The organism is Catellatospora bangladeshensis (assembly GCF_016862575.1).
GTDB classification, from domain to species: domain Bacteria; phylum Actinomycetota; class Actinomycetes; order Mycobacteriales; family Micromonosporaceae; genus Catellatospora; species Catellatospora bangladeshensis.
Genome location: NZ_BONF01000014.1, coordinates 104,811 through 127,240 on the forward strand (window position 1 = coordinate 104,811; position 22,430 = coordinate 127,240).

Below are 22,430 nucleotides of genomic sequence, written 5' to 3' on the forward strand. Positions count from 1 at the left end.
CCCCTGCCGGCGAGAAGGTTCAGCCCGTGACGACGGCCTGCTCGCGGGCCCGGCCCGGCCCGGAGGCGCTGAACCCGAGCAGGACGAATCCCGCCAGCACCCCGGTCCACGCCGCGGCCGTCGCGCCGAGGGCCAGGCTCAGCACCGCCCCGGCGACCGCCACGGCGGTCAGCACCCAGCCGAGCCTGGCGAACACCGGCGCCTCGAACGCGCTCGCGAACGGCAGGAAGTGCAGGCCCACCGCGAGCACGACCCAGGGCACGGTCAGCTCCGGCCGGTGCAGCACATTGTTGATCAGGCCGGCGCCGACGGGGATGGCGAGCGCCATCGCGGTCACCGACGTGCCGTAGACGCGGATCGCCCGGCGGGACGGGGGTCCGTCGGGTGATCCGCCGGGCCGCGGCCTGACCACCGTTAGCCACACCACGGCGGCGAACGCCAGCCCGCCGAGCACCCGCAGCACCGTGTCCAGCGGTGCTGCCAGCGAGCCCGCGTTGATCAGAATGAACACCAGACCGCCGATGGAGCCGATGAGGCTGCCGATACGTGCACCGCGCATCCGATCATCAGAACATGATCACGGATCGCGTTCGTGATCGCCCCGGAGCGTCACAGCCCGGACGGATGGGAGCCGGGCCGCCATATCGCCGCGGACGACGTACCTTTGCGGCATGGGTTTGGCTGATCGCTTGAAGATGAAGCTGCGCACATTCATGCAGCGCCCCGGTACGACGGTCAGTCTTGACCGTTTTGAGGCGATCCTGCCGCGGATCCTGGAGCTGGAGGACGAGCTCACCGCGCTGACCGACGCGGAGTTCACCGCGCGCGCCATAGAGCTGCGCGAGATCATCAGCAAGCCCCGCGACGGGCAGGCGCCCCTGGCCGAGCCGCTGCCCATCGACGCGGAGGACCTGGCCGACATCTGCGCGACGGGCCGCGAGGCCGGCCGCCGCGCCCTCGGCGAGCGCGCCTTCGACGTGCAGCTGCTCGGGGCGATGGCGATGCTGCAGGGCAACGTCGTGGAGATGGCCACCGGCGAGGGCAAGACGCTGGCCGCGGTCATCGCCGCCTACGGGTACGTCGTGCGCGGCTCCCAGGTCCAGGTGCTGACCGCCAACGACTACCTCGCCGACCGCGACGCGCGCTGGATGGGCCCGGTGTACCGGATGCTCGGCCTCTCCGTGGGCTCGGTCGGCGAAGGCTGCACGCACGACGAGCGCGCGGCGGCGTACCGCTGCGACGTCACCTACGTGTCGGTGAGCGAGGCGGGCTTCGACTTCCTGCGCGACCAGCAGGTGCTGCGGGCCGAGGACACGGTCATGCCCGGCCTGTACACCGTGATCGTCGACGAGGCGGACTCGATCCTGATCGACGAGGCCCGGGTCCCGCTGGTGGTGGCCGGCAGCCTGGCCGACGCCACGTCGGACGCCAGCGCGGCGGCGACGCTGGTCGCGGCGATGCGACCGGGCCGGGACTTCGAGGTGATCGACGACGGCCGCAACGTGCAGCTCACCGACGTCGGGGCGGCGCTGGTCGAGCGGGCCTGGGGCGGCATCCACCTCTACGCGCCGGAGAACCTGCACCGGCTGACCGCGGTCAACCTGGCCCTGCACGCCCGCACGCTGCTGTCCGTGGACGTGGACTACATCGTCAAGGACGGCCGGATCGCGCTGGTCGACGAGTTCCGGGGCCGGGTCGCCCGGCGCCGCCGCTGGCCCGACGGGCTGCAGGCGGCGGTCGAGGCGAAGGAGGGCCTGGCGGCGACCGACGAGGGCGAGATCCTCGCGACGATCACCGTGCAGGCGTTCATCGCCCTCTACCCCACCGTCGCGGGCATGACGGGCACGGCCGCGACCGTCGGTGACGAGCTGCGCGAGTTCTACCGCCTGGAGGTCGCGGTCATCCCGCCGAACACGCCCAACGTCCGGGTCGACGAGCCGGACCGGGTGTACGCGACCATCGAGGAGAAGGAGGAGGCGCTGGCCGCCGAGGTGGCCGCGGCGCACGAGACGGGCCGGCCGGTGCTGGTCGGCACGCTGGACGTGGCCGAGTCCGAGCGGCTCGCGGCACTGCTGCAGGACCGCGGCATCGCGTGCACAGTGCTCAACGCCAAGAACGACGCGCACGAGGCCGCGGTGATCGCCGAGGCCGGCGGGCGGGGCGCGGTCACCGTGTCCACGCAGATGGCGGGCCGGGGCACCGACATCCGGCTGGGCGGCAGCGACGGTGCGGACCGCGCGGCGGTGGCCGAGCTGGGCGGCCTCTACGTCATCGGCGCGGGCCGCCACGACAGCCGCCGGGTCGACGACCAGCTGCGCGGCCGGGCCGGGCGCCAGGGCGACCCGGGCGGCTCGGTGTTCTTCGTCAGCCGCGAGGACGAGCTGATCGTCCGGCACGGCGACGGTATCGGCGGCACCACCGCCGGGGACGGCCGGGTGACCGGCCCGCACGTGGACTGGGCGGTCGGGCACGCGCAGCGCGTCGCCGAGGGCGTCGACTTCGAGATCCACCGCAACACGTGGCGCTACGGCGTCCTGATCGAGCGGCAGCGGCAGGTGCTCGCGCGGCGCCGCACCGCCCTGCTGACCACCGACGCGGCGGCGGAGCTGCTGCGCGAGGGCAAGGCGCGGTTCCCCGCTGACCGGAGCCTGGTCGCCGCCGGTCAGTGGACCGATGAGGACGGCGAGCCGGACGGCGGCCTGGAGACGGTCACCGTCGCGGAGCGGTACGCCGAGGTCGTGGCCGCGATCGGCGAGGAGGCGGCCGAGGAGGTGGCGCGGCAGATCGCGCTGCACCACCTGGACCGCGGCTGGGCCGACCACCTGGGCATGCTGGCCAACGTGCGCGACGGGGTGCACCTGCGCGCGCTGGGCCGGCAGGACCCGCTGGACGAGTTCCACCGGGTCGCGGTGCCCGCCTTCCAGCAGATGCTGGACGAGGCCGACGCGGACACGGCGGAGACGTTCATGGCGGCACGGATCGAGCGGCCGGACTGGACGCCCGCCGACGCGGGCCTGGAGCGCCCGAGCGCGACGTGGACGTACATGGTGCACGACAACCCGTTCGGGTCGGAGATCGAGCGCCTGTTCGGCAGGATGGCCAAGGCGCTCCTGGGGCGCTGACCGCGGACGGGCGCGGCCGTCTCGCGGCGGCCGCGCCCGCTGCCCGTAAGCTCGTCTGAGGTATGGAACTGCTGCTCATCGCGGTGACCGCGGTCGTCGCCATCGTCGTCGTCAACTCCCTGGCCAGCCGCACCGGCGTGGCCGCGCCACTGCTGCTGGTCGCCGTCGGCATCGCCGTCAGCTTCCTGCCGTTCGTCCCGGCCGTCGAGGTCGGACCCGAGGTGATCCTCGCCGGGGTGCTGCCCCCGCTGCTGTACTCCGCCGCGGTCTCGCTGCCCACGATGGACTTCCGGCGTGACTTCACCGCGATCAGCGGCCTGTCGGTCGTCCTCGTCGTCCTGACGTCACTGCTGCTCGGCCTGCTGTTCTGGGCGCTGATCCCCGGTCTCGGCCTCGCGGGCGGGATCGCCGTGGGCGCCATCGTCAGCCCCACCGACGCCGTGGCGACCGCGATCGCCAAACGGCTCGGCGCACCGTCGCGCGTCATCACGGTGCTCGAAGGCGAAGGGCTGCTCAACGACGCGTCCGCACTGGTCCTGCTCCGCTCGGCGGTCGCCGCCACGGCCGCGGCCGTCAGCGTGTGGCACGTCATCGGCGACTTCCTCTGGGCGGTGGCCGCCGCCGCGGCGTGCGGCGCCCTCGTCGGCTGGCTCGGGCTGCTCGCCCGCCGCCGCGCGGGCGGAGCGACGCTGTCGACCGCGCTGTCGTTCGTGATCCCGTTCCTGGCCTACCTGCCCGCCGAGCACCTGCACGCCTCCGGGCTGGTCGCCGTCGTCACCGCGGGCCTGGTGACCGGAGCCGGGTCGGCCCGCTACCTCGGCCCGCAGGACCGGCTGTCCGAACGCTCCAACTGGCACACCGTCGAGACACTGCTCGAAGGCGGCGTGTTCCTGCTCATGGGCCTGGAACTGTTCGGCCTGGTCGAGGACGTGAAGGCCGAACGGGACAGCGTGTGGACCGCGGTCGCGCTCGGCGCCCTGGCCGCCGTCGCGGTGCTGGCCGTCCGCGCCGCCTACCTTGCGCCGCTGCTGGTCTCGCTGGCCCGGCGCGCCCGGCGCGCCGCGGCACGGCGCGACGCCGTCCAGTCCTGGCACGAGTCCGTCGGCAGGCAGGCCGCCCAGGCCGGCGACGACGGCAAGGTCGTCATCACCGGCCCGCGCGGGACGCGCGCGTTCCCGGTCGCGCAGGCCGAACGGCTGGGGCAGGCCATCGTGCGCCGCATCGCCGACATCGACTACCTCACCAGCAGGCCGCTGCGACAGCCGGAGGGGGTCCTGCTGGTCTGGGCCGGGATGCGGGGCGTGGTCACCCTGGCCGCCGCCCAGTCGCTGCCGGTCGACTTCCCGCACCGCTCGTTCGTCGTGCTGGTCGCCTTCACCGTGGCGGCCGGGACCCTGCTCGTGCAGGGCGGCACGCTGCCCTGGCTGCTCCGCCGCCTGAACCTGAGCGATCCGTCGCCCCAGGAGGGCGCCGACCTGGCGGCGCTGCGGCGCACCGGCCAGGACGCCGCCCGCGACGTGCTCGACGACACCGGGCTGGCCCGCGCCGACGGCGGCGCGTACGACCCGCAGGTGCTGGCCCGGGTCCGGGCCGACGTGGTCCGCGACGAGGCCGGCCACGACATCGACGTGCTCGCGAAGGCGCGGCTGGTCCGGCAGTATCGCGAGCTGCGGCTGCGCGTCATCGACAACCAGCGCTCGGCGCTGCTGGCGGCACGGTCCACCGGCCGCTACGACGCACGCGAGCTGGAACTCGCCCTCGACACGCTCGACGCGGAGCAGATCATGGTGGAGATGCGGACCGCCTCCCCCGGCGACGAGCATTGATCGGCTACGCCAGGGTGCTGACCAGCCGGTAGCCGACGTCGGCCGCGCCCGCCTCCCCCGGCGTGCCGTGGCGCTCCTGCCAGCGCCCGCTGTCCAGGTCGTCGCTCAGGCGCCGCATCGCCGCGGCGACCCGGGCCGGGTCGAGCCTGGCCAGCGAGGAGATCGAGGCGCGCACCGCCGGGTCGAGGTAGGCGCGCGGCCGGTTCCAGTACGCGGCCAGGAACCCGTCGGTGCAGTCGTGCGGGACCGGCACCTCGGTCACGCGTACCGGCGCCAGCTGCTCGCTGACGAAGTCGCACGTGGGCAGGGCCGCCTCGGCAGCGGCGATCTCCGGCAGGTAGTCGGCCACCAGCCAGAACCGCGCCACCACCACGGGATCCCAGGTGAGCACCACCTGGCGGCGCGAGACGCGGCGCAGCTCGGCCAGCCCGCGTACCGGATCGGTCCAGTGATGGACGGTGAGGACGGCCAAGCCGACGTCGAAGCTCTTATCGGCCAGCGGCAGCCGCTCCGCGACGGCACGCACCACGGGCGCGCTGCCCGGCGGCCGCTGCGCGATCATCACCGGTGACGGCTCGACGGCGAGCACCCGACGGCCCACCGGCTCGTACGAGCCCGCTCCGGCGCCGACGTTGACCACCGTGCGCGCCTCGCCGAGCGCCTGCTCGATGAGCTCCGCCACGCGCGGATCGGGTCTGCGCTGCTGCGCGTAGCCGGTGCCCAGCGTCCGATACGGATCAGTCACCGCGCCAGTCTCGCACCGCCGTGCCGGGGCCGCTGCCCTGAAGCCCAGCAGGTTCGAGGCGGTCACGGCCCGGTGGCTCGGCCTCTGCTTCTCGGACTGAGGCCCCGGATGGAGCGACTCGGACGGCCACGCAGCTGTCGGTCCCCGTGCCTATGCTCCGCGGCGGAGGACGACATGATCGATGACACGACGCTGTTCGCGGGGCTGGACACGATCCCGTGGGGCCGGATGCGGCATGCCTACGGGCGGGCGGGCGAGGTGCCCGCGCTGATCCGCGGGCTGGCCGACCCCGATCCGGCCGCCCGCGAGGAAGCGCTCGACGCGATGTACGGCGCCGTGCACCACCAGGGCGACGTCTACCGCTGCACCGTCGAGGCGATCCCGTTCCTGCTGCGGATCTGTGGCTCAGGCCGGGCGGGCGCCGGCCAGGTCGTCGAACTCGTCGCGAGCATCGGCGGCGGCGACCACGACGGCCGCCTGAAAGGACCCGCCGCGCAGGCTCGTGATCTGGTCACCGCCCAGTTCCCCTTCTGGTGCGCGCTGGCGGCCGACGACGAGCCCGCGGTGCGCGCCGCCGCGGTGAAGGCGCTGCGCGCCTGCCGCTCCCGCGGCTCCGACGCCGCCTCGTTCCTGCGGGCCCGCTACGCCGAGGAGGCCGATCCGGCGGTGCGCGCCGCGATCGTCGCGGCCGTCGCCGACCTCGGCCGGGCACGCCACGCGGCCGGCGTCGCGGGGTGGGTGGCCGACCTGCTGGCGAGCGAACCCGACACCCGGGTCCGGCTGACACTGTTCGCCGAGCTCAACACGCTGCCCGCGGCGGCCGGCCGACTCACCCTGGACGCCGCCCTCGACCTGCTCGACGCCGGGTACGCCGAGCACGGCGAGCCGCCCACCCCGGCCGGTTTCCACACCGCGACGCTCATCGGGGCGGTTCGGGAGCGGCAGGAAGCCGCCGACCGCCTTCGCAGCCGGGCCGCGCTGGACACGCTGGTCCGCGCCGTCGTGAACTCCTTCGGCGACCGCGTCGCCGAGCGCACCGCGCTGGTGACGCACCTGCTCGCCGCCGACGACTGGGAACGGCGCCTCGACGCCATGTATCCGACCCTCCACCTCGCACAGGGCTGGCGCGGGTCGTATCAGGACGTGGCCGCGCTCGCAGGCCGGCAGCTCGCGAGCCCGCACGACGAGCTGCGCCGCCGGGCGGTGCGGGTCCTGGACGGCCTCGGCAGCCTGGCCGCGCCGGCCGCCGACGCGCTGGCCGAGACGCTCGCGAACGGCGTGCGGGAAGCGTCCTGGAACGACGACGACCAGCAGACGGCCTGGACGGTGCGCTGGGCGCACGGCCTGCCCACGCTCGGCCCGGTCCCGGCCAGGCTCGCCCAGCTCGGCGATGTTCGCGTACTCCCGGTCCTGGCCTGGGCGCTGGAGCAGGAGGAGATGCCACGCAACACCGGTTATCTGCTCGCCGGGCTCGGCGAACGAGCCGCCGAGCTGGTGCCGGTCATCCGGCGGCGGGTTGCCGGCCTGAGCGACGGCGACGAGCGGATGGTCTCGCTGGCGTTCGCGCTGAAGTCCCTCGGCCCGCGCGGTGCCGAGGCGCTGCCCGAGCTGCTCGCGAAGGCGCCCGAGCGGTGGACGCTCGCCGCGATCGGGTCGTTCGGCCCGGCGGCCGCCGCCGCCCTGCCGCTGCTGCGCCGGGTCGCCGCCGCCGGGGACCCGCGGCTCGCCCCTGCCGCCGCGGTCGCGTCGTATCAGGTCGGCGGGGACGCGGCAGAGGCGGCCGCGCTGCTGACCCCGTTGCTGACCGGGGAGGCCGGCGCCGTCCGCGACGCCGCAGGCGCACTCGCGGAGATCGGCACTGCCGCGCCCGCCGCCCTCAGCGCGCTGCGACGTGTGCTGCGCCGCCGGGACACCCCCGCCGGCTGGCTGCACGTGGACGTGGCACGAGCCCTGTGGGCAGTCACCGGTGACGCCGGCGCTGTTCAGCCGGTCCTCACCCGGCAGTGGCAGGCGCATCCGCTCACCCGCCCCACGATCGTCGGGGTGTGGGCGGAGATGGGCCCGGCCGCCGCGGACTGCCTGCCGCTGCTGCGCGAAGAGCTGGCCGAGGTTCGCCGCCTCTCCGCCCGCCAGGGCATCCACCAGGGCGATCCGTGCAGCCCCGACGAGAAGTTCCTTGCGGACGTCCGGGCCGCCGCGCGCGGGGTGGCTCAGTCGGGGCCCGGGGCCGATCCGTCGCCCGGGGAGAGCTGACGGGTGAGCACGGCCAGCTGTTCCCGCAGGGCGTTGAGTTCCTGGACCTCGGCCCGGAGACGGGCGAGTTCGGCGAGCACCGGATCGTTCGAGGGCTCCGGACCGGTGCCGTTCGGCTTGGGTTCGAGGCCGAAGAAGCTGGCGAGCGAACCGGCGAGCAGGCCGAGCAGCGCGACACCCATGATCATGATCGCGGCGCCGTCGACCCGGCCCGCGGTCGTGATCGGCACGATGTCGCCGTACCCGACGGTGGTCAGGGTGACCGTCGCCCACCAGACGGCGTCGCCGAAGGTGGCGAACTCGGGGTTGACGGGGCGCTCGGCGTAGAACGCCATCGCCGCGCCCACGAACAGGACCGCCCCCGCGACGATCGCGACCCGCCCCAGCCGGGCGAACAGGTGCCGGACGCCCTTGGTCGCGATCAGCAGCCGCCCGAGCCTGGCCAGCCGCAGGACCACCACGATGCCGCCGCCGTGCGCCCCGGAGAGCAGGAACCACGGCGCGGTGAGCAGCACGATCGCGAGGTCGAACCTGCCCAGGCGGGTGCCCAGGTAGTCCACGAACAGCCGCTGGTGCACGAGGAAGTCGGCGACGAACACGAACCACGAGACGACGTTGATCAGGACGGCGATCCAGTTGCCCTGCTCCGGGACCACGATCAGCGGCAGCACGGCGGACAGGATGATCGGGATCCGGGCCCGGCGGTCGTACTTCGCCAGGGCCGCCGCAGCGGCCGCGTCCCGCGGTTGTCCACGTCGCGGACCTGCTGCGGCGGCTTCCCCGCCCGTCGTGTTCACACGACGAATCCTGCCAATCCCGGCTCATCGCCGCCGGGAACCGGGCCTGGACTCGCCGTCACAGCCGGCCCTTCAGGACACCGTGCAGGTGACGTCGTTGAGCGTGAACGTAGCCGGCCTCGGGTTCGTGCCGGTGTGCGCGCCGCTGAAGCCGACGGCCGTCGACGCGCCCGGTGCGATGGTGGCGTTCCAGCTCAGATTCGCGGCCGTGACGTCGGTCCCGGTCTGGGCCCAGGCGGCGTTCCAGCCCTGCACTACGCGCTGCCCGGCGGGGTAGGCGAAGCGCAGCGTCCAGCCGGAGACGGCGGTGGTCCCGGTGTTGGTGATGGTCAGGTTCGCGGTGAAGCCGGAGCCGTTGCCCCAGTCCGAGACGGCGTACGCCACCTTGCACGTGCTGGGCGGCGCCGAGGTGGTGAACGCCGCCGTGGGCGACGGGGCCGACAGGACCCCGCCGGTGTCGCGGGCGCGCACCCGGAACGCGTAGGAGGCGCCCGGGGTCAGCCCGGTCAGGGTCGCGGTCGTCGTCGTGGCGTTGGGGGTGACCGAGACCGCCGTCTCCGTGGCGCCGTCGAGGCGGTAGACCACGTATCCGGCCAGCGGGGCCGTGCCCGCCGTCGACGGCGTCCAGGTGAGGGTGGCGCCGGTGGCGGTGATCCCGGAGACCACGGGTCCGCTCGGCGGCGTGGGCGGGGTCGCCGCGGGTGTGCACACCACGATGGTGGCCGCGGCGCCGGTGAGCCCCGCGGTGTCCACCGCCCGCACCGAGAACGCATAGCTGGTCGCCGGTGACAGGCCGGAGACCAGGCACCCCAGCGGGTTCACCCCGACACAGGTGTAGCGGTATCCGTCGACCAGCACCTCGTACCCGCTGATCGGCCTGCTCCCGGGCGTGGCCGCGGTCCAGGACAGCGAGACGCTGCCCGGCCTGACGTCGGTCGCGGTCAGGTTCCCGGGCTGGCCCGGCGGGACGGCGACGCCGGTCACGGTGCACGGGTGGTCGTTGATGGCGTATTCGGTCGGCGGCGCATTGGTGCCGGTGTAGGTGCCCGCGAACGTCGTCGATCTGGTGCCGCCGGGTTGCAGCGGCCCGGCACCGCTCGACCACAGCCAGACGAAGGTCTGGCTCCAGCGCGTGCCGTTCTGCCGGAAGCCCCACTCAGGCCGGATCTGCTGGCCGGGCGCGAGTGTGAAGGCGAGCGTCCACTCCTGCCACGGGCCCTCGGTCAGGTTGGTCATGTCGACCTGCGCGAAGAACGACCCGCTGCCCGAACTCATCGGCCGGTAGGTCACCGAGCACATCGTCCCCGCGGTGTAGCGCAGGGTGCGCACACTCGCCGCGGGCGAGGCCGCCGACGTGTTGCCGGCCGCGTCGGTGGCGAGAATGGCGAACGTGTACTCGTTGTTCGGGGTGAGGTCCCGGATCGTGATCGTGTTGGTGGTGCCGGGCGTGCCGTCGGTCCACGTGCCGCCGGTGGGCAGGGTCCGCCGGACGAGATATTCACTGACCCCGACGTCGTCGGTCGAGGGTGTCCAGGTCAGGGTCACCGCGAACGCGGTCACCTGGGTGAAGGTCGGCGTGCCGGGCGCGGTCGGCGCCGCGGTGTCGGCGGCCGCAAGGGCCGCGGGCGCCGCCGCCAGCAGCATCGCGGCCGCGGCGGCGAGCGCGAGGAGGGCACGCAGCGGCCGGGACAGCAGGTCGGAGATGGGCATGGCAGACGTCTCCAGCAGTGTGAGGAGTAACCGGTACCGATCACACGCCCAACGGCTCGCCCTGTGGGCAGCATAGGCCAAGACGGCGCGAATTACATCGACCGTCGCCACTCCCACCTGTCCGCCGGACGGGCCGATCGATGGTGCGGGCGGGGTCCGCGACGGACCCCGCCCGCACCGGCACGGCTCAGTACGGGTTGTAGAGGACCCGGTCCTGGCTCTTGACCACGTAGGACTGCCCCTCGAACGTGCTGCCGTACACCAGGAACTCGACGTTGCTGAAGTTCGCCGAGGTGAACTCGCCGGAGGCGGTGCCGGTCGAGGAGTAGCACGGCTGGCCGGTCGCGTTGCCGGTGTAGTTCGGGTAGACGTTCGTGACGAAGGTGGAGTACTTGCGCCCGCCCGCGTAGTACATGTTCACGTTGATCGTCAGGTACGGCAGCATGTAGCTGGACTGCCGGCAGACCGTCAGGTTGTAGCGCAGCGCGCTGCCGCCGTCGTCGAACTGGACGGTGCCCTCGACCCAGCCGAGCTGCACGCTGGCGCCGGTCGGGTAGTAGTGGCGGATCTGCATGGTCACCGGCTGCGCCGGGCCCCACGCCGCGTGCGCGGGCGTGGCGGCGGCGGGCAGCACCAGGGCGCCCACCGTGGCCAGCGCCACCAGCAGCGACCTTGCCGCCGAGCGCCTCAGGAACGATCTCATCGATGCTCTCCTCTGCATGTCCGGAGGGGACGCACAGCCGCGGCCCGGCCGGGAGCTGCTCCCGCACGGCGATGCCGGTCGAGTCCCGATCCTGGCACCCCGGACTGGACCGCGACTGAACCGCGACTGGACGCCGCAGGCCACCGGCCCCGGCGGTCAGCGCCGCGTGCCGACCCGGTCGCCGGCCAGCCTCGCCCGGACCTGCGCCGCCTCAGGTGGGTCGCGGTCGTCGAGCAGCGCCAGCGCCTGCTGCCATGCCGTACGGGCGGCCGTGCCGTCACCGGCCGCGGCGAGGGCGTCGCCGAGGTGGCTGAGCACGAGCCCTTCCAGGTGGCCGTCGCCCAGCTCGTGATAGATGCCCCGGGCCTGCCGGAACGCTGCCGCGGCCCGCTCGTGCTCGCCCAGGTGGTGGTGGGCGTAGCCGATGCTGTCCAGCGTCGAGGCGATGCCGCTGCGGTCGCCCAGCTCCTCCAGCCCGGCCAGCGCCGCGCGGCAGTGCTCCAGCGCCGCGACATGATCACCCTGCAGCGCGTGGCACCAGCCGACCGCGTTGCGGGCCCGCGCCACCCCGTGCGCGTCACCGGCGGCGACCAGGATCTCCAGGCCCCGCCGGGCGTGCTCCAGCGCCTGCCCGAACCCGCCCCGCCGCTCCCACATCAGCGACAGGTCCAGCTCGACCCGGCTCTGCCCGGTCAGGTCGCCCGCCTCTCGGTAGAGGACGCCGGCCTGCCGCAGCTCGGCCTGCGCCTCGTCCATGCGGCGCAGCCGGATGTACGCGCGGGCGAGCGACCGGTGCGCCACCGCCCGGGCCCGGGGCATGCCGTCCTGCCGCGCCGCCGCCACGGCGAGCTGCTGGACCGTGGCCAGGTCGGCCCAGTGCCCACGGCGGTCCAGATAGGTCGCCAGGGTCCGGGCCAGCCGCCACGCGCGCCCGGGTGACACGTCGGCGGCTCGCTCGACGGCGGCGACGAGGACGGCCCGCTCGGCGTCCAGCCAGGCCAGCGCCTGCTCGGCGTCGGTGACCTCGGCCGGGGCGGCGGCCGCCGGGGAGGGCTCCGCCAGCGGATCGTCCGGACGCGGCTGGGTGAGCTGCTCGGCGGCGTACGCCGTGTGCAGGTAGTGGTCGAGCATCCGCAGCACGGCGGCGCGGCGGCCGCGGGCGGGTTCGAGCCGGGCGACCTCCGCGGCGTAGGCGCGTACGAGGTCGTGCAGCGTGTACCGGCCCGCCACCGGCTCGTCCGCCAGGCCCGCCCGCACCAGCTCGGCGAGCTGCCTCCTGGCCTCGGTGACCGAGGCGGCCAGCAGGCTCGCCGCCGCCGGGGCCGTCACCTCCGGCCCCGGATGCAGTCCGAGCAGCCGGAACAGCCGTCCCGCCGCCGGGGCCAGGGCGTGATACGACCACGAGAACACGGCTCGCAGGTCGGTCTCCGGGTCGCCGGTCGTGAGCGCGTCGAGCCGCCCGTCGCCGCGCAGCTCCCCCGCGACGGCCGCCAGCGGCAGGCGGCGGTTCAGCGCCGCACGGGCCGCGAGGATCACCAGGGCCAGCGGCAGCCCGCCGCAGCGGTCGAGCATCTCGGCCACCGCGGCCGGCTCGGCGGCCAGCCGCGCGGCGCCCACCCGCCGGGTCAGCAGCAGGCGGGCATCCTCCGGGGCGAGCGGTTCGAGCGGGAGCGGGTGCGCACCGTCGGCCGCCACCAGCCCGGCGAGCTGATCGCGGGACGTGACCAGCAGCAGGCAGCCGGGCGTGCCGGGCAGCAGCGGCCGCACGTGCGCCGGGTCGCGGGCGTTGTCCAGCACGATCAGCAGACGGCGCCCGGCGACCACGCTGCGGTACTGCGCGGCCTGGGCGTCCAGAGTGGGCGGCAGCCGCTCGGCGGGCACGCCCAGCGCGTCCAGCGCGCGGCGGACCGCGTCGGCCGGTGCCATGGCGACGCCGCCCGGATCGAATCCGCGCAGGTTCAGGTGGAGCTGACCGTCGGGGAACCGGGGCGCGATCCGGTGGGCCCAGTGCACCGCGAGCGCGGTCTTGCCCACCCCCGGCGCCCCGGACACGACGATCGCGGGCACGCCGGCCGGTGCGTCGAGCAGCCGGTCGAGCTGCGCCAGCTCGGCCGTGCGGCCCGTGAAGGCGTGGGTGTCCGCGGGCAGCTGCGCCGGGACCGTGGCCGCGCTGCGCGGCGCCCGCTCCGCGTGCAGCAGGGCGGCGTGCGCGGCGGCCAGTTCGGCGCCGGGGTCGACACCGAGTTCCTCGGCCAGCCGCCGGCGTACGTCGTGGTAGACGGCGAACGCCTGGCCGCGCCGGCCGGCGGCCTGATACGCGATAATGAGCCTGGCGTGCCACGCCTCGTTGAGCGGCTGCCCCGCCACCGCCTCCTCCAGCGCGGGCAGCCCGTCGGCGGGACTGCCCGCGGCGACGGCCAGCTCCCCGTAGCGGGCCAGCGCCTCCTGCCGCTCGGCGGTCAGCGCCACGACGCCGGGATGCTCGGCGAGCACCGGGACGTCCGCCAGCGGCGCGCCCTGCCACTGCCGCAGCGCCTCGGCCAGCGCGGCCGCGGCGTCGCCGTATCGGCCAAGCTGCTGCGCCGATACGGCCGCGGTGACGTGATCGCGGAAGCGCAGCAGGTCCACTGCGGCGGTGGGCAGGCACAGGCGGTAGCCGTCGCCGGCCTTGCGCAGCACCGTGCTCGGGGCTCGGGCGGACCGCCCGGGTTCCAGCAACCTGCGCAGCCGCAGCACGTAGGTCTGGATCACGTTGGTCGCGCTCGGCGGCGGCGGCCGGTCCGGCCACAGCCCGGCGACGAGGTCCTCGCGGCGCAGCAGCTGGCCGCAGTGCAACGCCAGCAGCCCGAACACGGCGCGCTGACCGGCCGGGCCGACGTCGACCGGCTCCCCGCCGCGCCAGGCGCCGACCGGGCCGAGCACCTGAATACGCACGTCCGTCATGGCCGCAGTCGAAGCTATGGCGTGATCGTCGATGCCGCAACGCGGCGCCCATCCAGCAGGACGGGCCGGGGCCGGGTGCGGATGGTGTCCGCGCCCGGCCCCGGCGAGCGGTGTGTTCACCCTCGGCCGCACTCCGATGTGGCGTGACGGCCTGGGTGTGGTGATCAGCTGATCAGCAGGGATCGGTGGGGCGGACCCACCGGTGCGAGCGCAGGGTCCAGCCGGTGGCGTCGGTCAGCCCATAGCCCTGGGCGACCCAGACCTGCGCGTTCGAGTAGTTGGCGCCCTGATACAGGCACACGCCGTCATAGGTCGTGCTGGTGCCGTTGTTGACGATCGCCTTGACCCGCTGTGACGACGTCCAGGAGCAGACGACCGGCGTGACGCGCCAGTCGTTGTCGGCGTTCACCCAGGTGCACCGGCCGCTGCTGCCGTCGGTGTTGGGCCAGACGCAGAGCATGCCGGAGGGACAGGACAGGGCCAGGACCCCGAGGTCCGAGGCCGGGACGGGCTTCGCTGCGGTGGCGGCGGGCCTTGCCACTGCCGCCTGCGACACGGACTGGTCCGGTGCGGCGTTCGCCGCGGGGGCGGCGCTCAGCACCAGTGCTCCGCTCACCGCCAGCGCGCAGATGGCACGCCGAAGGACACGGTTCATCGTTGGTTCCCCGTTTCGTCGGGCGGATGTTTCGGGATTTGTCGGAGAGGCCCCTGCGACGCCTCCAACGTAAGCCGACAACGACCCCGTTCGCCAACGATTCCTGGAAGTTTATCTATCTCTTAGCAACGGTTTGGCAGCCTGCAAGGAGCGCCGCCGATCGAGGCCGAGGACCTGCGAAAATGCACTGTCGTATGCGGACACGAGCCGGGCGGAGGAGGCCGGTTCGACAACGCCTGTGCGATGCTCGCCCTTGATGACGCGGTTTCTTTTACTGCTGCTGTACGTGTGCTCGTACCCGTCGCGGCGGGCGCGGCTGGTGGCGTTGGTGCTGCGGCGCAGGGCCCAATGGCGGCGGATACTGCGCGCCGGGCGGCCCGGTCCGCGGGCCCTGCACCCCCTGGTCCGGATCAGCCGAAAGCTCGCCGAGGTCAGCGAGCATGTCAACGACCTGCACCTGGGCTCCGGCCGGTGGGGCACCCTGCTCAGCCCCCGGACCGAACTGTGCCTGTGCTGGCTGATCACCGACCTGCTGGCCCGCGCCGCCTGCCACGACCGGGCCGCCCACACGACCGCCGCGCGCGCCGACGTGGCCGACGCACTGGCCGCGCTGCGCCGCTGCATCCGGCTGCGCCGCACCGCGTCGACCCGACGGCTGCGGCTGGCCCACGACCTCACGACGTCGCTGTCCGACGGCGGCGGCCTCGACGGAGGACGGCTGCTGGCCGAAACCGCGGCCCGGCTCGCCACCGCAATCACCGCCAGCGGCCAGGAGGCCCGGTCCGGCCTGCTGGAACTGTTCTTCGCCGTGCAGCGGGCCCGTATGGACGTGGCCGGCCGGCAGCTGGTTGGCCTGGACGCGCTCGACGCCATCGTCGGCCTCAGCCACCGCGTCCACCACGGCAACCGCGACCAGCCCGAAGCCGAGTTCCGCTGCGCCCGGCACCTGAGCGCGATCCTGGACGACCACTTCCAGCTGAGCGGCGACCCCGCCCGCCGCGACGAGTCGGCGTGACACCGCCGGTGGCTGCGCGAGCAGGACACACCGTTCCAGGCGGTGGAGGCCGACGACCTCTGGATCGAGTACGTCGCCGTGGCCACGGACCCGGTAGAGCGCCGCGTCGACGCCGCCGCCGTGGAACAGGGCCAAGCCGATTTCGGCGGCCTCGTACGGCGCATGCCGTCGCAGCACCCGCTGCGGGCCGTGCACCTGGCGGCCTACGTGGACACCCGGCTCGCGATGTACGAGGCCGACCCGCAGCGATCCGATCTGCTCACCGAGGCGCTGCTCGCGGCCCACGACTCCGTCCGCAGCCAGCACCGGCCGGCCCAGCGCGCCGTGGCCGAGCTGAGACTGTCCCGCGTGCTGCGCGTCCACGCCGACGCGCAACGCCGAACCGACCCCCGCACCGCCGCGCGGACACTGGACAGAGCGGTGTCGACCGCCGCCCGTGCCGCCGCCCGAATCCGGCCGGACAGCCTCGACCACGCGCTGGGCCAGCACCTTCACGGACTGGCCCTGGAGCAGCGGTTCCATACCACCGGCCGGCCCGCGGACCGGGACCTGGCCATCGCCGCCCTGCGACGAAGCCTCGACGGCCCCGGCCTGCCCGCGGTGTGTATCGCCGCCGGGCGGGCACTCGCCGACATCCACGCTGACCAGCTCGACTGGGACAGCACGGCGGCCGCCCTCGGCCGCGCCGTCAAGCTACTGGACGGGTTTGCGCCAGCACGAATGTCCCACCGCAGCCGCGAACGTATCCTCGAGAACGTCAAAGCGCTGGCATCCGACGCCGCAGCGGCCGAACTCAACCGCGGTTCGGCGGCCCATGCCCTGGCCGTGCTGGAACAGGGGAGATGCGTGATCTTCGCGCAGACACTGCAGGAAGCGCACGACAACGCCGGAGCAGCGCATGCCGAACCCGCCGCACTCTGACGAGCAGGACCCCGCCGGCCCCGGCGGCTGGAACACCGCCCCACCGCCACCGCCCGGCGGCATCCCGCTGCGACCGCTGACCGCCGGTGAGATCGTCAGCGCGGCGGCCCTGCTCGCCTGGCGAAACCGGGTGACCTGCACCGTCCTGGCAGTGGCCGGCAACGCCGCCGCCGCCGGCTGCCTGCTGGTGCTGGCAGATCTCCTCCCGCATACCACCACGGCGGAATGGCTGCTGTTCCTGTCCCCCGCCGCCGCGATCCTCCTCGTCACGGGATACGCCCTGGTCGCCGCCACAGGCCGGTCGATCCAGGGGGAGCAGATCGGCGCGCTCGGCGCGCTGCGCGACTGCCGGCCCGGCCGCCTCCTGCTCACCGCGCTGCTCGCCGCGGCATCCGTCATCGCCGTATGGTTCGCGGCCGACGCGCTCGGCCATACCGCCGCGCTGGCGGCCACGGTGCTGGCTGCGGTCCCGGTCGTCACCACGACCGCGGTCACCCTGTGCGTGCAGGCCGTGGAAGGCCTCCGCCCCGCCGCCGCCCTGCGCCGGTCATGGACGCTGCTCGGCTCGAACCTCTGGCGTGCCTTCGGCTACCTGATCCTGCTCACGCTGCTCGCCACGGCGATCTTCCTGCTGGTGGGCTGCCTGTTCGTGATGTGGCCGCCGCTGCAGGGCGTGGCCGCGTTCCTCACCTCGGTGCTGTCCACGATCCTGGCCGCCGGGGTGCTGGCCCTGCTGCACAGCGATCTGCGAGCGCGCCACGAAGGGCGGCCGTGATGACGCCCCCGCCCACCGAACAGCACGAGCCGGACGACTACACCGCCGTGGCGGCTGACGGTCCGGTGGTGGTGGTCAACGTCAGCAAGTGGCGCAGCGACGCCGTCGTCGTGCTGCCCACCGGCATCGAGGTCGTCCCGCTCCGCGCGATGACCACAGACGCGGTCGAGAAGAACAGGCAACGGCTTGACCACGCGCAGCAGTCGGTCGAGCAGGCCTACGCCAGGGAGAAAGCCGCGTATCAACGGCGGATGCTCGCCGAGGCTCAGCCGCAGGAAGTCCCAGGCGGCATCCCTGCCGCGCTTCAGGCGCTGGACGTAGCGTCCAAGGCCTACAAGGAGGCGTCAGCGCTGCTGGACAAGAGGCTGATCGAGATCACCGAATGGCTCTGGGACGCGTTGGCCGCACCGGTCCTGGACATGCTCGGCATCGGACCCGCCACGGACGGAGTCGCGCCCCGGTTGTGGTGGTGCCCGACCGGCCTGCTCACGCTGCTGCCGCTGCACGCCGCCGGCTACCACCGGTCCGGCAGGCAGGACGATCGCGTCATGGCGCACGTCGTGTCGTCGTACACGCCCACGCTCGACGCGCTGACCCGGGCCAGGAAGCATCGACCGTCGGCCGCCGAGAGGAAGATGCTCCTGGTGGCCTTGGGCGACAAACCCGGCGCGACCCGGCTCCTCAGCGCCGAGAAGGTGGAGCGGCTGCTCGTGAAGACGTTCGCCGCACGATGCACCGTGCTGTCCGGCGAGGACGCCACCGCGGCAGCGGTGCGCGCCGGGCTGCGCGAGCACGACTGGGTGCACTTCAGCTGCCACGCCGACCAGGACCTCACCGACCCGTTCCAGGGCGGCCCGATCCTGTACGACACCACCCTGAGCATCGCCGACATCAGCCGGGCGCCGCACGGAGTCGGCGAATTCGCCTTCCTCGGGGCGTGCAAGACCAACGTCGGCGGCACCACGGCGCCCGACGAGGTGATCACGCTGGCCAGCGCGCTGCACCACGCCGGATTCCGCCACGTCGTCGGCACGATGTGGTCCATCGAAGACCACGTGACGGCACCGCTCGTGGAGCACTTCTACGCGCAGCTGGCCCGCCCGGCGTTCACCCCCGATCAGGCCGCCCGCGCATTGCACCACGCTGTCGACGCGCTGCGGCTCGACGAGAAGAACTCCCTGAGCGTCTGGGCCCCGTTCACCCACACCGGGCCCTGAGGCCCACCGACGAGGAGCGAGATGACGACCAGCCCACCGCCCGCGCCGCACGACCCGTCGCCGTACCAGGAGCGGACCGACGGCTCCTACGCCAACACGGCGGCCGAGACGTTCACCACCGCCGAGGCCAGGCACGGCATCGTGCTGGTCACCGGCCCGTGCCCGCAGTGCCGGGGGGAAATGGAGATCGTCCTGGTGAACACGGTGTTCGCCGGTCGCGACGACGGGCCGGCCCCGCCGCCTCCCGACGGCTCGTCCGACCCGTCGTCGCGGCTGTTCATATGCACGTGTCCCCTGGAGCACGCGGGCCGGCCGGAGGGGTACAGCGGCTGCGGGGCCTACTGGAAGATGATCGTCGAGGTGGCGGCCTGATGAGTCCTGTACTGCGGCCCGGGCCCGCCGCCACCGTGCACGAACTGCACACCGCGCAGGCCTTGGACGCCCTGCGTCGCACGGAACTCGCCCGGGTCAGAGCGGCGGCGGCCTCCTGGCGCAACGGCATCGGCGGGCTGCTGGCGGCCGTTGCCGGGTTCGGCATCGTGAAGGGGCGCTCCGACATCGGTGAGCTGACGCCGCCGTGGGCACGGGCGGTCGGCGTGCTGCTGCTGTTGGCGCTCGTGATCGGGACCGCAGGCGCGCTGTCGCTGATCCGAGCCGCGACGGGCTGGCTGCGGCTGCTGCCCATGGACGAGTTCCACTCCCCCGCGTACCACGAGCATGTCGAGGCCTTGCTGTCGGTGCGGGCGCTGCGGCGCGGCATCGCGCTGGCCCTGGCCGGGGCGGCACTGCTGGTCGCCGCGGTCGCCGCGACCTGGTACGGGCCGGCCCGGCCGGCCGGGTCAGCGGCTGAACCAGCTCGTGTCCCACAGATGCACGTGCTCGTAGTCGTAGGTCTCGGACACGGCGCTGAAGATCAGCGTGTGGCCGTCCGGGGAGAACAGCAGATCGGTGACGAATCTCAGGCGCGCGGGTAGCGTGCCCAGGCGCTTGCCGTCGGCGAACTCCCAGAACACGATCGTGTCGGTGCCGTCGGAGGAGACCAGCGTCCTGCCGTCAGGGCTGAAGCCCAGCGCCCGCACGGGGGCGGACTCCGAGCCCGGGAGCGTGGCCATCGTCCGGCCCCTGGACCGGTCCCACAACCGGATCCCGCCCGTGGGCTCGCCGGCCGCGAGGATCGCGCCGTCACGGCTGAAGGCGATCGTGGGCTGCCACCCTCCCGCGAAGGTGCTTGGCTCGGCCAGCCTGGCCACGATCGTGGCCTTGCGCGGATCCCACAGCAGCACACTGCCGTCGAGGTAGCCGGCGGCGAGCGTCGCGCCGCCCGGGTTGAAGGCGATGGCTTGCACGCCGACCAGCCGCGCGTTGAGAACCGGATCGGGAAGCTGCGCCACGATCTTCGCGGCCTTGACGTCCCAGAGCCGGATGCTGCCGTCACTCATCGCCGCTGCCAGGAGCGTTCCGTCGGGGCTGAACGCCACCTCCGTCATGGTGGAGCTGTTCTCCTGTTCCATGATCATGGTGGATTCGCCGGTGGCCAGGTCCCAGAGCACGACCTCACCCGAACCGGCGCCGCCCGCCAGCATCCGGCCGTCGGGGCTGAAGTCCACGTTGTTCAGATTGCTGGTCGACGAGGTCAGCTCGGTGCGCCGGCCCGTGGCGAGATGCCACACGTAGGCCCGGCCGTCCGAGCTGCCGCCCGCGACCATGGAGCCGTCCGGGCTCAGCGCGATCCCCATGGCCCCCCGGTACTGCGGCAGGCTCAGCACCAGCCGGGGCGTCTGCGGCAGCCCCACGTACGGCGGCTCGGGCTCGAACCATACCGCCGCGAACAGCACGACGCCCGCGACCGCGGCGACGGCCGCGACCCGCTGCACGAGCGTGCCCGGACGGCTGACCCGCGCCCGGGCGGCGGCGGTCGGCGGCGGCGGCCCGGGGGTCCAGGACAGGACCGGGTCGATACCGACGCAGCTCACCTGCCGGGTCCCGTCGGCGGCGAGGTCCACGACGATCATGTCGGCCGGGTCGAGCGCGCCCAGCAGCCGGGCGTCGGCCACCTGCCGGACAGGGACGGGCCAGGGCGGCGCGGCGGTCCCGGGCCCCGGTGCGGCGGCACCGCCGAGCAGCGGCCCGACCTCGACGGCGACCGGCCCGATGAACCCGGCGGCCAGCTCGGCCTTGCTCTGCTCGCGTACTCGCAGGAACCCGGTGGTCGCCGCTGTGGACGCGGCCAGTTTCAGCGTCTCCGAGTCGGGCTGGGCAAACAGCAGTATCAGCCCGGCTTGGGCTGCGCGAGCCGCCAGCAGCGACCGCACATGCTCCGGCGCGAGCCGTCCCGCGTCCGCCACGACGAGCCAGGATCCGGCTGCGGCGTGACCGGTCAGGGCCGTCGCCGCGTCATCGGGCACGGAAGCCAGGTCGACGATCTCCAGTTGCGGACCGTTTCCGGTGGCCCCGGCCCGCGGTTCCGGGCCGCTGTGGCGTACGGATACCCCACGTGCGGCCGCGAGTTCGGCCAGCGTCGTGGCGCAGGCGACCGGTCCGAGCTGGATGACCGCCAGCCGTCCGCCCCCGCCCAGCACCGCGCTGCCCAGCGTCGTGGTCAGCAGGTCCCAGGACGCGGGCTCTCCGCCGAACACGAAGACGGGCCTCGCCGGAGGCGGCACCGGCCGGGCGGCGGCCGTGGACGCCCAGGCCGCCAGCGCCGCGGCGTAGGCGTCCTTGGCGTGGTCGCTCCCGCGCTGCCAGTCCGGGCTGAACCGCAGCGCGGCCCGGCCGGGGGCGGCCCGGCTCAGCAGCAGCGCGATGAGGGCCGGTGCCGCCCACAGCACGATCGCGGTGCCGTAGAACGGCGTGCCGTGCACGATGAAGGTGCACAGCGCGATCACCGCGGCGGCGAACGCCGTCGGGATCACCCAGCCCCTGCCCCAGGTGTAGGTCCGCAGCGCGGGCCAGGCCAGGGCGGCGAAGATCGGGCCCAGCGAGTACGCCACCAGCTGCGCCTGCTGCCCGGTGACCGCCGGATGAGCGCCGATGAAGAGGAAGTACACCCAGATCGCGTACAGCAGCATGCCCGTCGGGACCGCCACCAGCGCCAGCAGCTGCCCGTTCCACGAGGTCGGCGCGCGGCGCAGGCGCGGCACACCGACGCCGGTCATCGTGGGCCGGGGCGGGCTCGCCACAGCCGGGCGCGCCCACCCGAGGCGCACCGGGCCGGCGAACAGCCGGGCCGACAGCACCTGCCGCTCGGTGCCCGACTCGGCGGCGAGCCGCCGCAGCTCCCGGCCGACCACGCTGTCCAGCACGTCCGGGTCGGCCGGCACGACGCGGGTGCCCTCCCCGTGCGGGCGCAGCCGCAGCGTGAACGGGATCGGCTCCTCGAAGGCGGCCAGCGAACGGACCAGGTACACCACCACGGCCAGTAGCACCAGCACGCCGAACACCGGCACGAACAGGCATGGCAGCAGCATCAGCAGCCACAGCTTGGAACGGCGCTTGGCGCGCTTGCGGACCTCGCGCGACACCTGCTCGGCGTCGGCCCGCGTGACGAGCACGGCGGCGGTGGCGAGGCGTTCGGCCAGCAGCGCGGAGGCGAGCTCGGGCGGGTGGCGCAGCCAGTGGTCGTGGGGATCGCTCCAGTCACCGGGTGCCGCGGGCGGCTGCTCGGGCGACGCGGCCGATGCGAGGTGCTGTCCGGTGTCCACGGTGCCTCCGACCTATGTGGACGTGAGCGTCCGCCGAAAATCATCGG

The 22,430-nt window shown here is 74.0% G+C and carries 16 protein-coding genes; 8 read left to right on the plus strand and 8 right to left on the minus strand.

All coding sequences use genetic code 11. The annotated features are described in order from the left end of the window. Nucleotides 1–19: 19 nt before the first annotated feature. Nucleotides 20–559, minus strand: a complete 540-nt coding sequence (locus Cba03nite_RS14285) for a hypothetical protein (protein ID WP_203745976.1) — start codon at nucleotides 557–559, stop codon at nucleotides 20–22. 112 nt (nucleotides 560–671) lie between these two features. Between Cba03nite_RS14285 and secA2 the strand changes: the two genes are divergently transcribed. Both secA2 and Cba03nite_RS14295 read left to right on the plus strand, forming a co-directional pair. Continuing rightward, nucleotides 672–3,122, plus strand: a complete 2,451-nt coding sequence (gene secA2, locus Cba03nite_RS14290; protein WP_203745977.1) for an accessory Sec system translocase SecA2 — start codon at nucleotides 672–674, stop codon at nucleotides 3,120–3,122. A 62-nt stretch (nucleotides 3,123–3,184) separates the two neighbouring features. Further along, complete coding sequence (locus tag Cba03nite_RS14295) at nucleotides 3,185–4,948, plus strand: cation:proton antiporter (RefSeq protein WP_203745979.1); 1,764 nt, start codon at nucleotides 3,185–3,187, stop codon at nucleotides 4,946–4,948. A gap of 4 nt (nucleotides 4,949–4,952) precedes the next feature. Here Cba03nite_RS14295 and Cba03nite_RS14300 read toward each other — a convergent pair whose 3' ends face one another. After that, nucleotides 4,953–5,693: a class I SAM-dependent methyltransferase gene (locus Cba03nite_RS14300; protein WP_203745981.1), complete on the minus strand. Its 741-nt coding sequence runs from the start codon at nucleotides 5,691–5,693 to the stop codon at nucleotides 4,953–4,955. 174 nt (nucleotides 5,694–5,867) lie between these two features. On the opposite strand from Cba03nite_RS14300, the gene Cba03nite_RS14305 reads away from it, so the two are divergent. Beyond that, entirely contained in the window at nucleotides 5,868–7,946 is a 2,079-nt protein-coding gene (locus tag Cba03nite_RS14305) for a HEAT repeat domain-containing protein (RefSeq protein ID WP_203745983.1), read from the plus strand. Here the strand turns inward: Cba03nite_RS14305 and Cba03nite_RS14310 are convergent. The 5 genes from Cba03nite_RS14310 to Cba03nite_RS14330 all read right to left on the minus strand — a co-directional run bounded on the left by Cba03nite_RS14310 (nucleotide 7,904) and on the right by Cba03nite_RS14330 (nucleotide 14,754). Continuing rightward, entirely contained in the window at nucleotides 7,904–8,743 is an 840-nt protein-coding gene (locus Cba03nite_RS14310; RefSeq protein ID WP_203745986.1) for a potassium channel family protein, read from the minus strand. The two genes, Cba03nite_RS14305 and Cba03nite_RS14310, sit on opposite strands and share 43 nt — an antisense overlap. A gap of 72 nt (nucleotides 8,744–8,815) precedes the next feature. Beyond that, nucleotides 8,816–10,453: a cellulose binding domain-containing protein gene (locus Cba03nite_RS14315; protein ID WP_203745988.1), complete on the minus strand. Its 1,638-nt coding sequence runs from the start codon at nucleotides 10,451–10,453 to the stop codon at nucleotides 8,816–8,818. A 187-nt stretch (nucleotides 10,454–10,640) separates the two neighbouring features. Continuing rightward, a complete protein-coding gene (locus Cba03nite_RS14320) occupies nucleotides 10,641–11,156 on the minus strand; it encodes a hypothetical protein (RefSeq protein ID WP_203745990.1) in 516 nt (171 codons plus the stop codon). A 156-nt stretch (nucleotides 11,157–11,312) separates the two neighbouring features. Beyond that, complete coding sequence (locus Cba03nite_RS14325; protein ID WP_203745992.1) at nucleotides 11,313–14,099, minus strand: AfsR/SARP family transcriptional regulator; 2,787 nt, start codon at nucleotides 14,097–14,099, stop codon at nucleotides 11,313–11,315. 172 nt (nucleotides 14,100–14,271) lie between these two features. Continuing rightward, nucleotides 14,272–14,754 carry a peptidase inhibitor family I36 protein gene (locus tag Cba03nite_RS14330; protein ID WP_203745994.1) on the minus strand — a complete coding sequence of 161 codons (483 nt, stop codon included), beginning with the start codon at nucleotides 14,752–14,754 and terminating at the stop codon, nucleotides 14,272–14,274. Between the two features lie 256 nt (nucleotides 14,755–15,010). Here Cba03nite_RS14330 and Cba03nite_RS14335 point away from each other — a divergent pair, with 256 nt between their 5' ends. Genes Cba03nite_RS14335 through Cba03nite_RS14355 form a run of 5 tightly spaced genes read left to right on the plus strand, consistent with a single transcriptional unit; the run spans nucleotide 15,011 to nucleotide 19,054 of the window. Next, nucleotides 15,011–15,769: a hypothetical protein gene (locus Cba03nite_RS14335; RefSeq protein WP_203745995.1), complete on the plus strand. Its 759-nt coding sequence runs from the start codon at nucleotides 15,011–15,013 to the stop codon at nucleotides 15,767–15,769. Nucleotides 15,770–15,811: 42 nt separating this feature from the next. After that, nucleotides 15,812–16,690, plus strand: a complete 879-nt coding sequence (locus Cba03nite_RS14340; protein WP_203745996.1) for a hypothetical protein — start codon at nucleotides 15,812–15,814, stop codon at nucleotides 16,688–16,690. Then, on the plus strand, nucleotides 16,668–17,465 hold the full coding sequence (locus Cba03nite_RS14345) for a hypothetical protein (protein ID WP_203745997.1): 798 nt from the start codon (nucleotides 16,668–16,670) through the stop codon (nucleotides 17,463–17,465). The genes Cba03nite_RS14340 and Cba03nite_RS14345 overlap by 23 nt, the downstream gene beginning before the upstream one ends. Further along, nucleotides 17,465–18,682 (plus strand): CHAT domain-containing protein, encoded by a 1,218-nt coding sequence (locus Cba03nite_RS14350; RefSeq protein WP_239125734.1) that lies wholly within the window; start codon nucleotides 17,465–17,467, stop codon nucleotides 18,680–18,682. The genes Cba03nite_RS14345 and Cba03nite_RS14350 overlap by 1 nt, the downstream gene beginning before the upstream one ends. Nucleotides 18,683–18,703: 21 nt before the next feature. After that, complete coding sequence (locus tag Cba03nite_RS14355; RefSeq protein ID WP_203745999.1) at nucleotides 18,704–19,054, plus strand: hypothetical protein; 351 nt, start codon at nucleotides 18,704–18,706, stop codon at nucleotides 19,052–19,054. Nucleotides 19,055–19,521: 467 nt separating this feature from the next. On the opposite strand, the gene Cba03nite_RS14360 is transcribed toward Cba03nite_RS14355, so the two are convergent. Beyond that, nucleotides 19,522–22,383 carry a WD40 repeat domain-containing protein gene (locus Cba03nite_RS14360; protein WP_203746000.1) on the minus strand — a complete coding sequence of 954 codons (2,862 nt, stop codon included), beginning with the start codon at nucleotides 22,381–22,383 and terminating at the stop codon, nucleotides 19,522–19,524. Nucleotides 22,384–22,430: the final 47 nt, after the last annotated feature.

Bases quoted from the DNA above. Each gene is read 5' to 3' on its own strand.
- Cba03nite_RS14285 (WP_203745976.1), bottom strand. From the start codon at position 559: ATGCGCGGTGCACGTATCGGCAGCCTCATCGGCTCCATCGGCGGTCTG.
- secA2 (WP_203745977.1), top strand. From the start codon at position 672: ATGGGTTTGGCTGATCGCTTGAAGATGAAGCTGCGCACATTCATGCAG.
- Cba03nite_RS14295 (WP_203745979.1), top strand. From the start codon at position 3,185: ATGGAACTGCTGCTCATCGCGGTGACCGCGGTCGTCGCCATCGTCGTC.
- Cba03nite_RS14305 (WP_203745983.1), top strand. From the start codon at position 5,868: ATGATCGATGACACGACGCTGTTCGCGGGGCTGGACACGATCCCGTGG.
- Cba03nite_RS14315 (WP_203745988.1), bottom strand. From the start codon at position 10,453: ATGCCCATCTCCGACCTGCTGTCCCGGCCGCTGCGTGCCCTCCTCGCG.
- Cba03nite_RS14320 (WP_203745990.1), bottom strand. From the start codon at position 11,156: ATGAGATCGTTCCTGAGGCGCTCGGCGGCAAGGTCGCTGCTGGTGGCG.
- Cba03nite_RS14325 (WP_203745992.1), bottom strand. From the start codon at position 14,099: ATGACGGACGTGCGTATTCAGGTGCTCGGCCCGGTCGGCGCCTGGCGC.
- Cba03nite_RS14330 (WP_203745994.1), bottom strand. From the start codon at position 14,754: ATGAACCGTGTCCTTCGGCGTGCCATCTGCGCGCTGGCGGTGAGCGGA.
- Cba03nite_RS14335 (WP_203745995.1), top strand. From the start codon at position 15,011: ATGACGCGGTTTCTTTTACTGCTGCTGTACGTGTGCTCGTACCCGTCG.
- Cba03nite_RS14345 (WP_203745997.1), top strand. From the start codon at position 16,668: ATGCCGAACCCGCCGCACTCTGACGAGCAGGACCCCGCCGGCCCCGGC.
- Cba03nite_RS14350 (WP_239125734.1), top strand. From the start codon at position 17,465: ATGACGCCCCCGCCCACCGAACAGCACGAGCCGGACGACTACACCGCC.
- Cba03nite_RS14355 (WP_203745999.1), top strand. From the start codon at position 18,704: ATGACGACCAGCCCACCGCCCGCGCCGCACGACCCGTCGCCGTACCAG.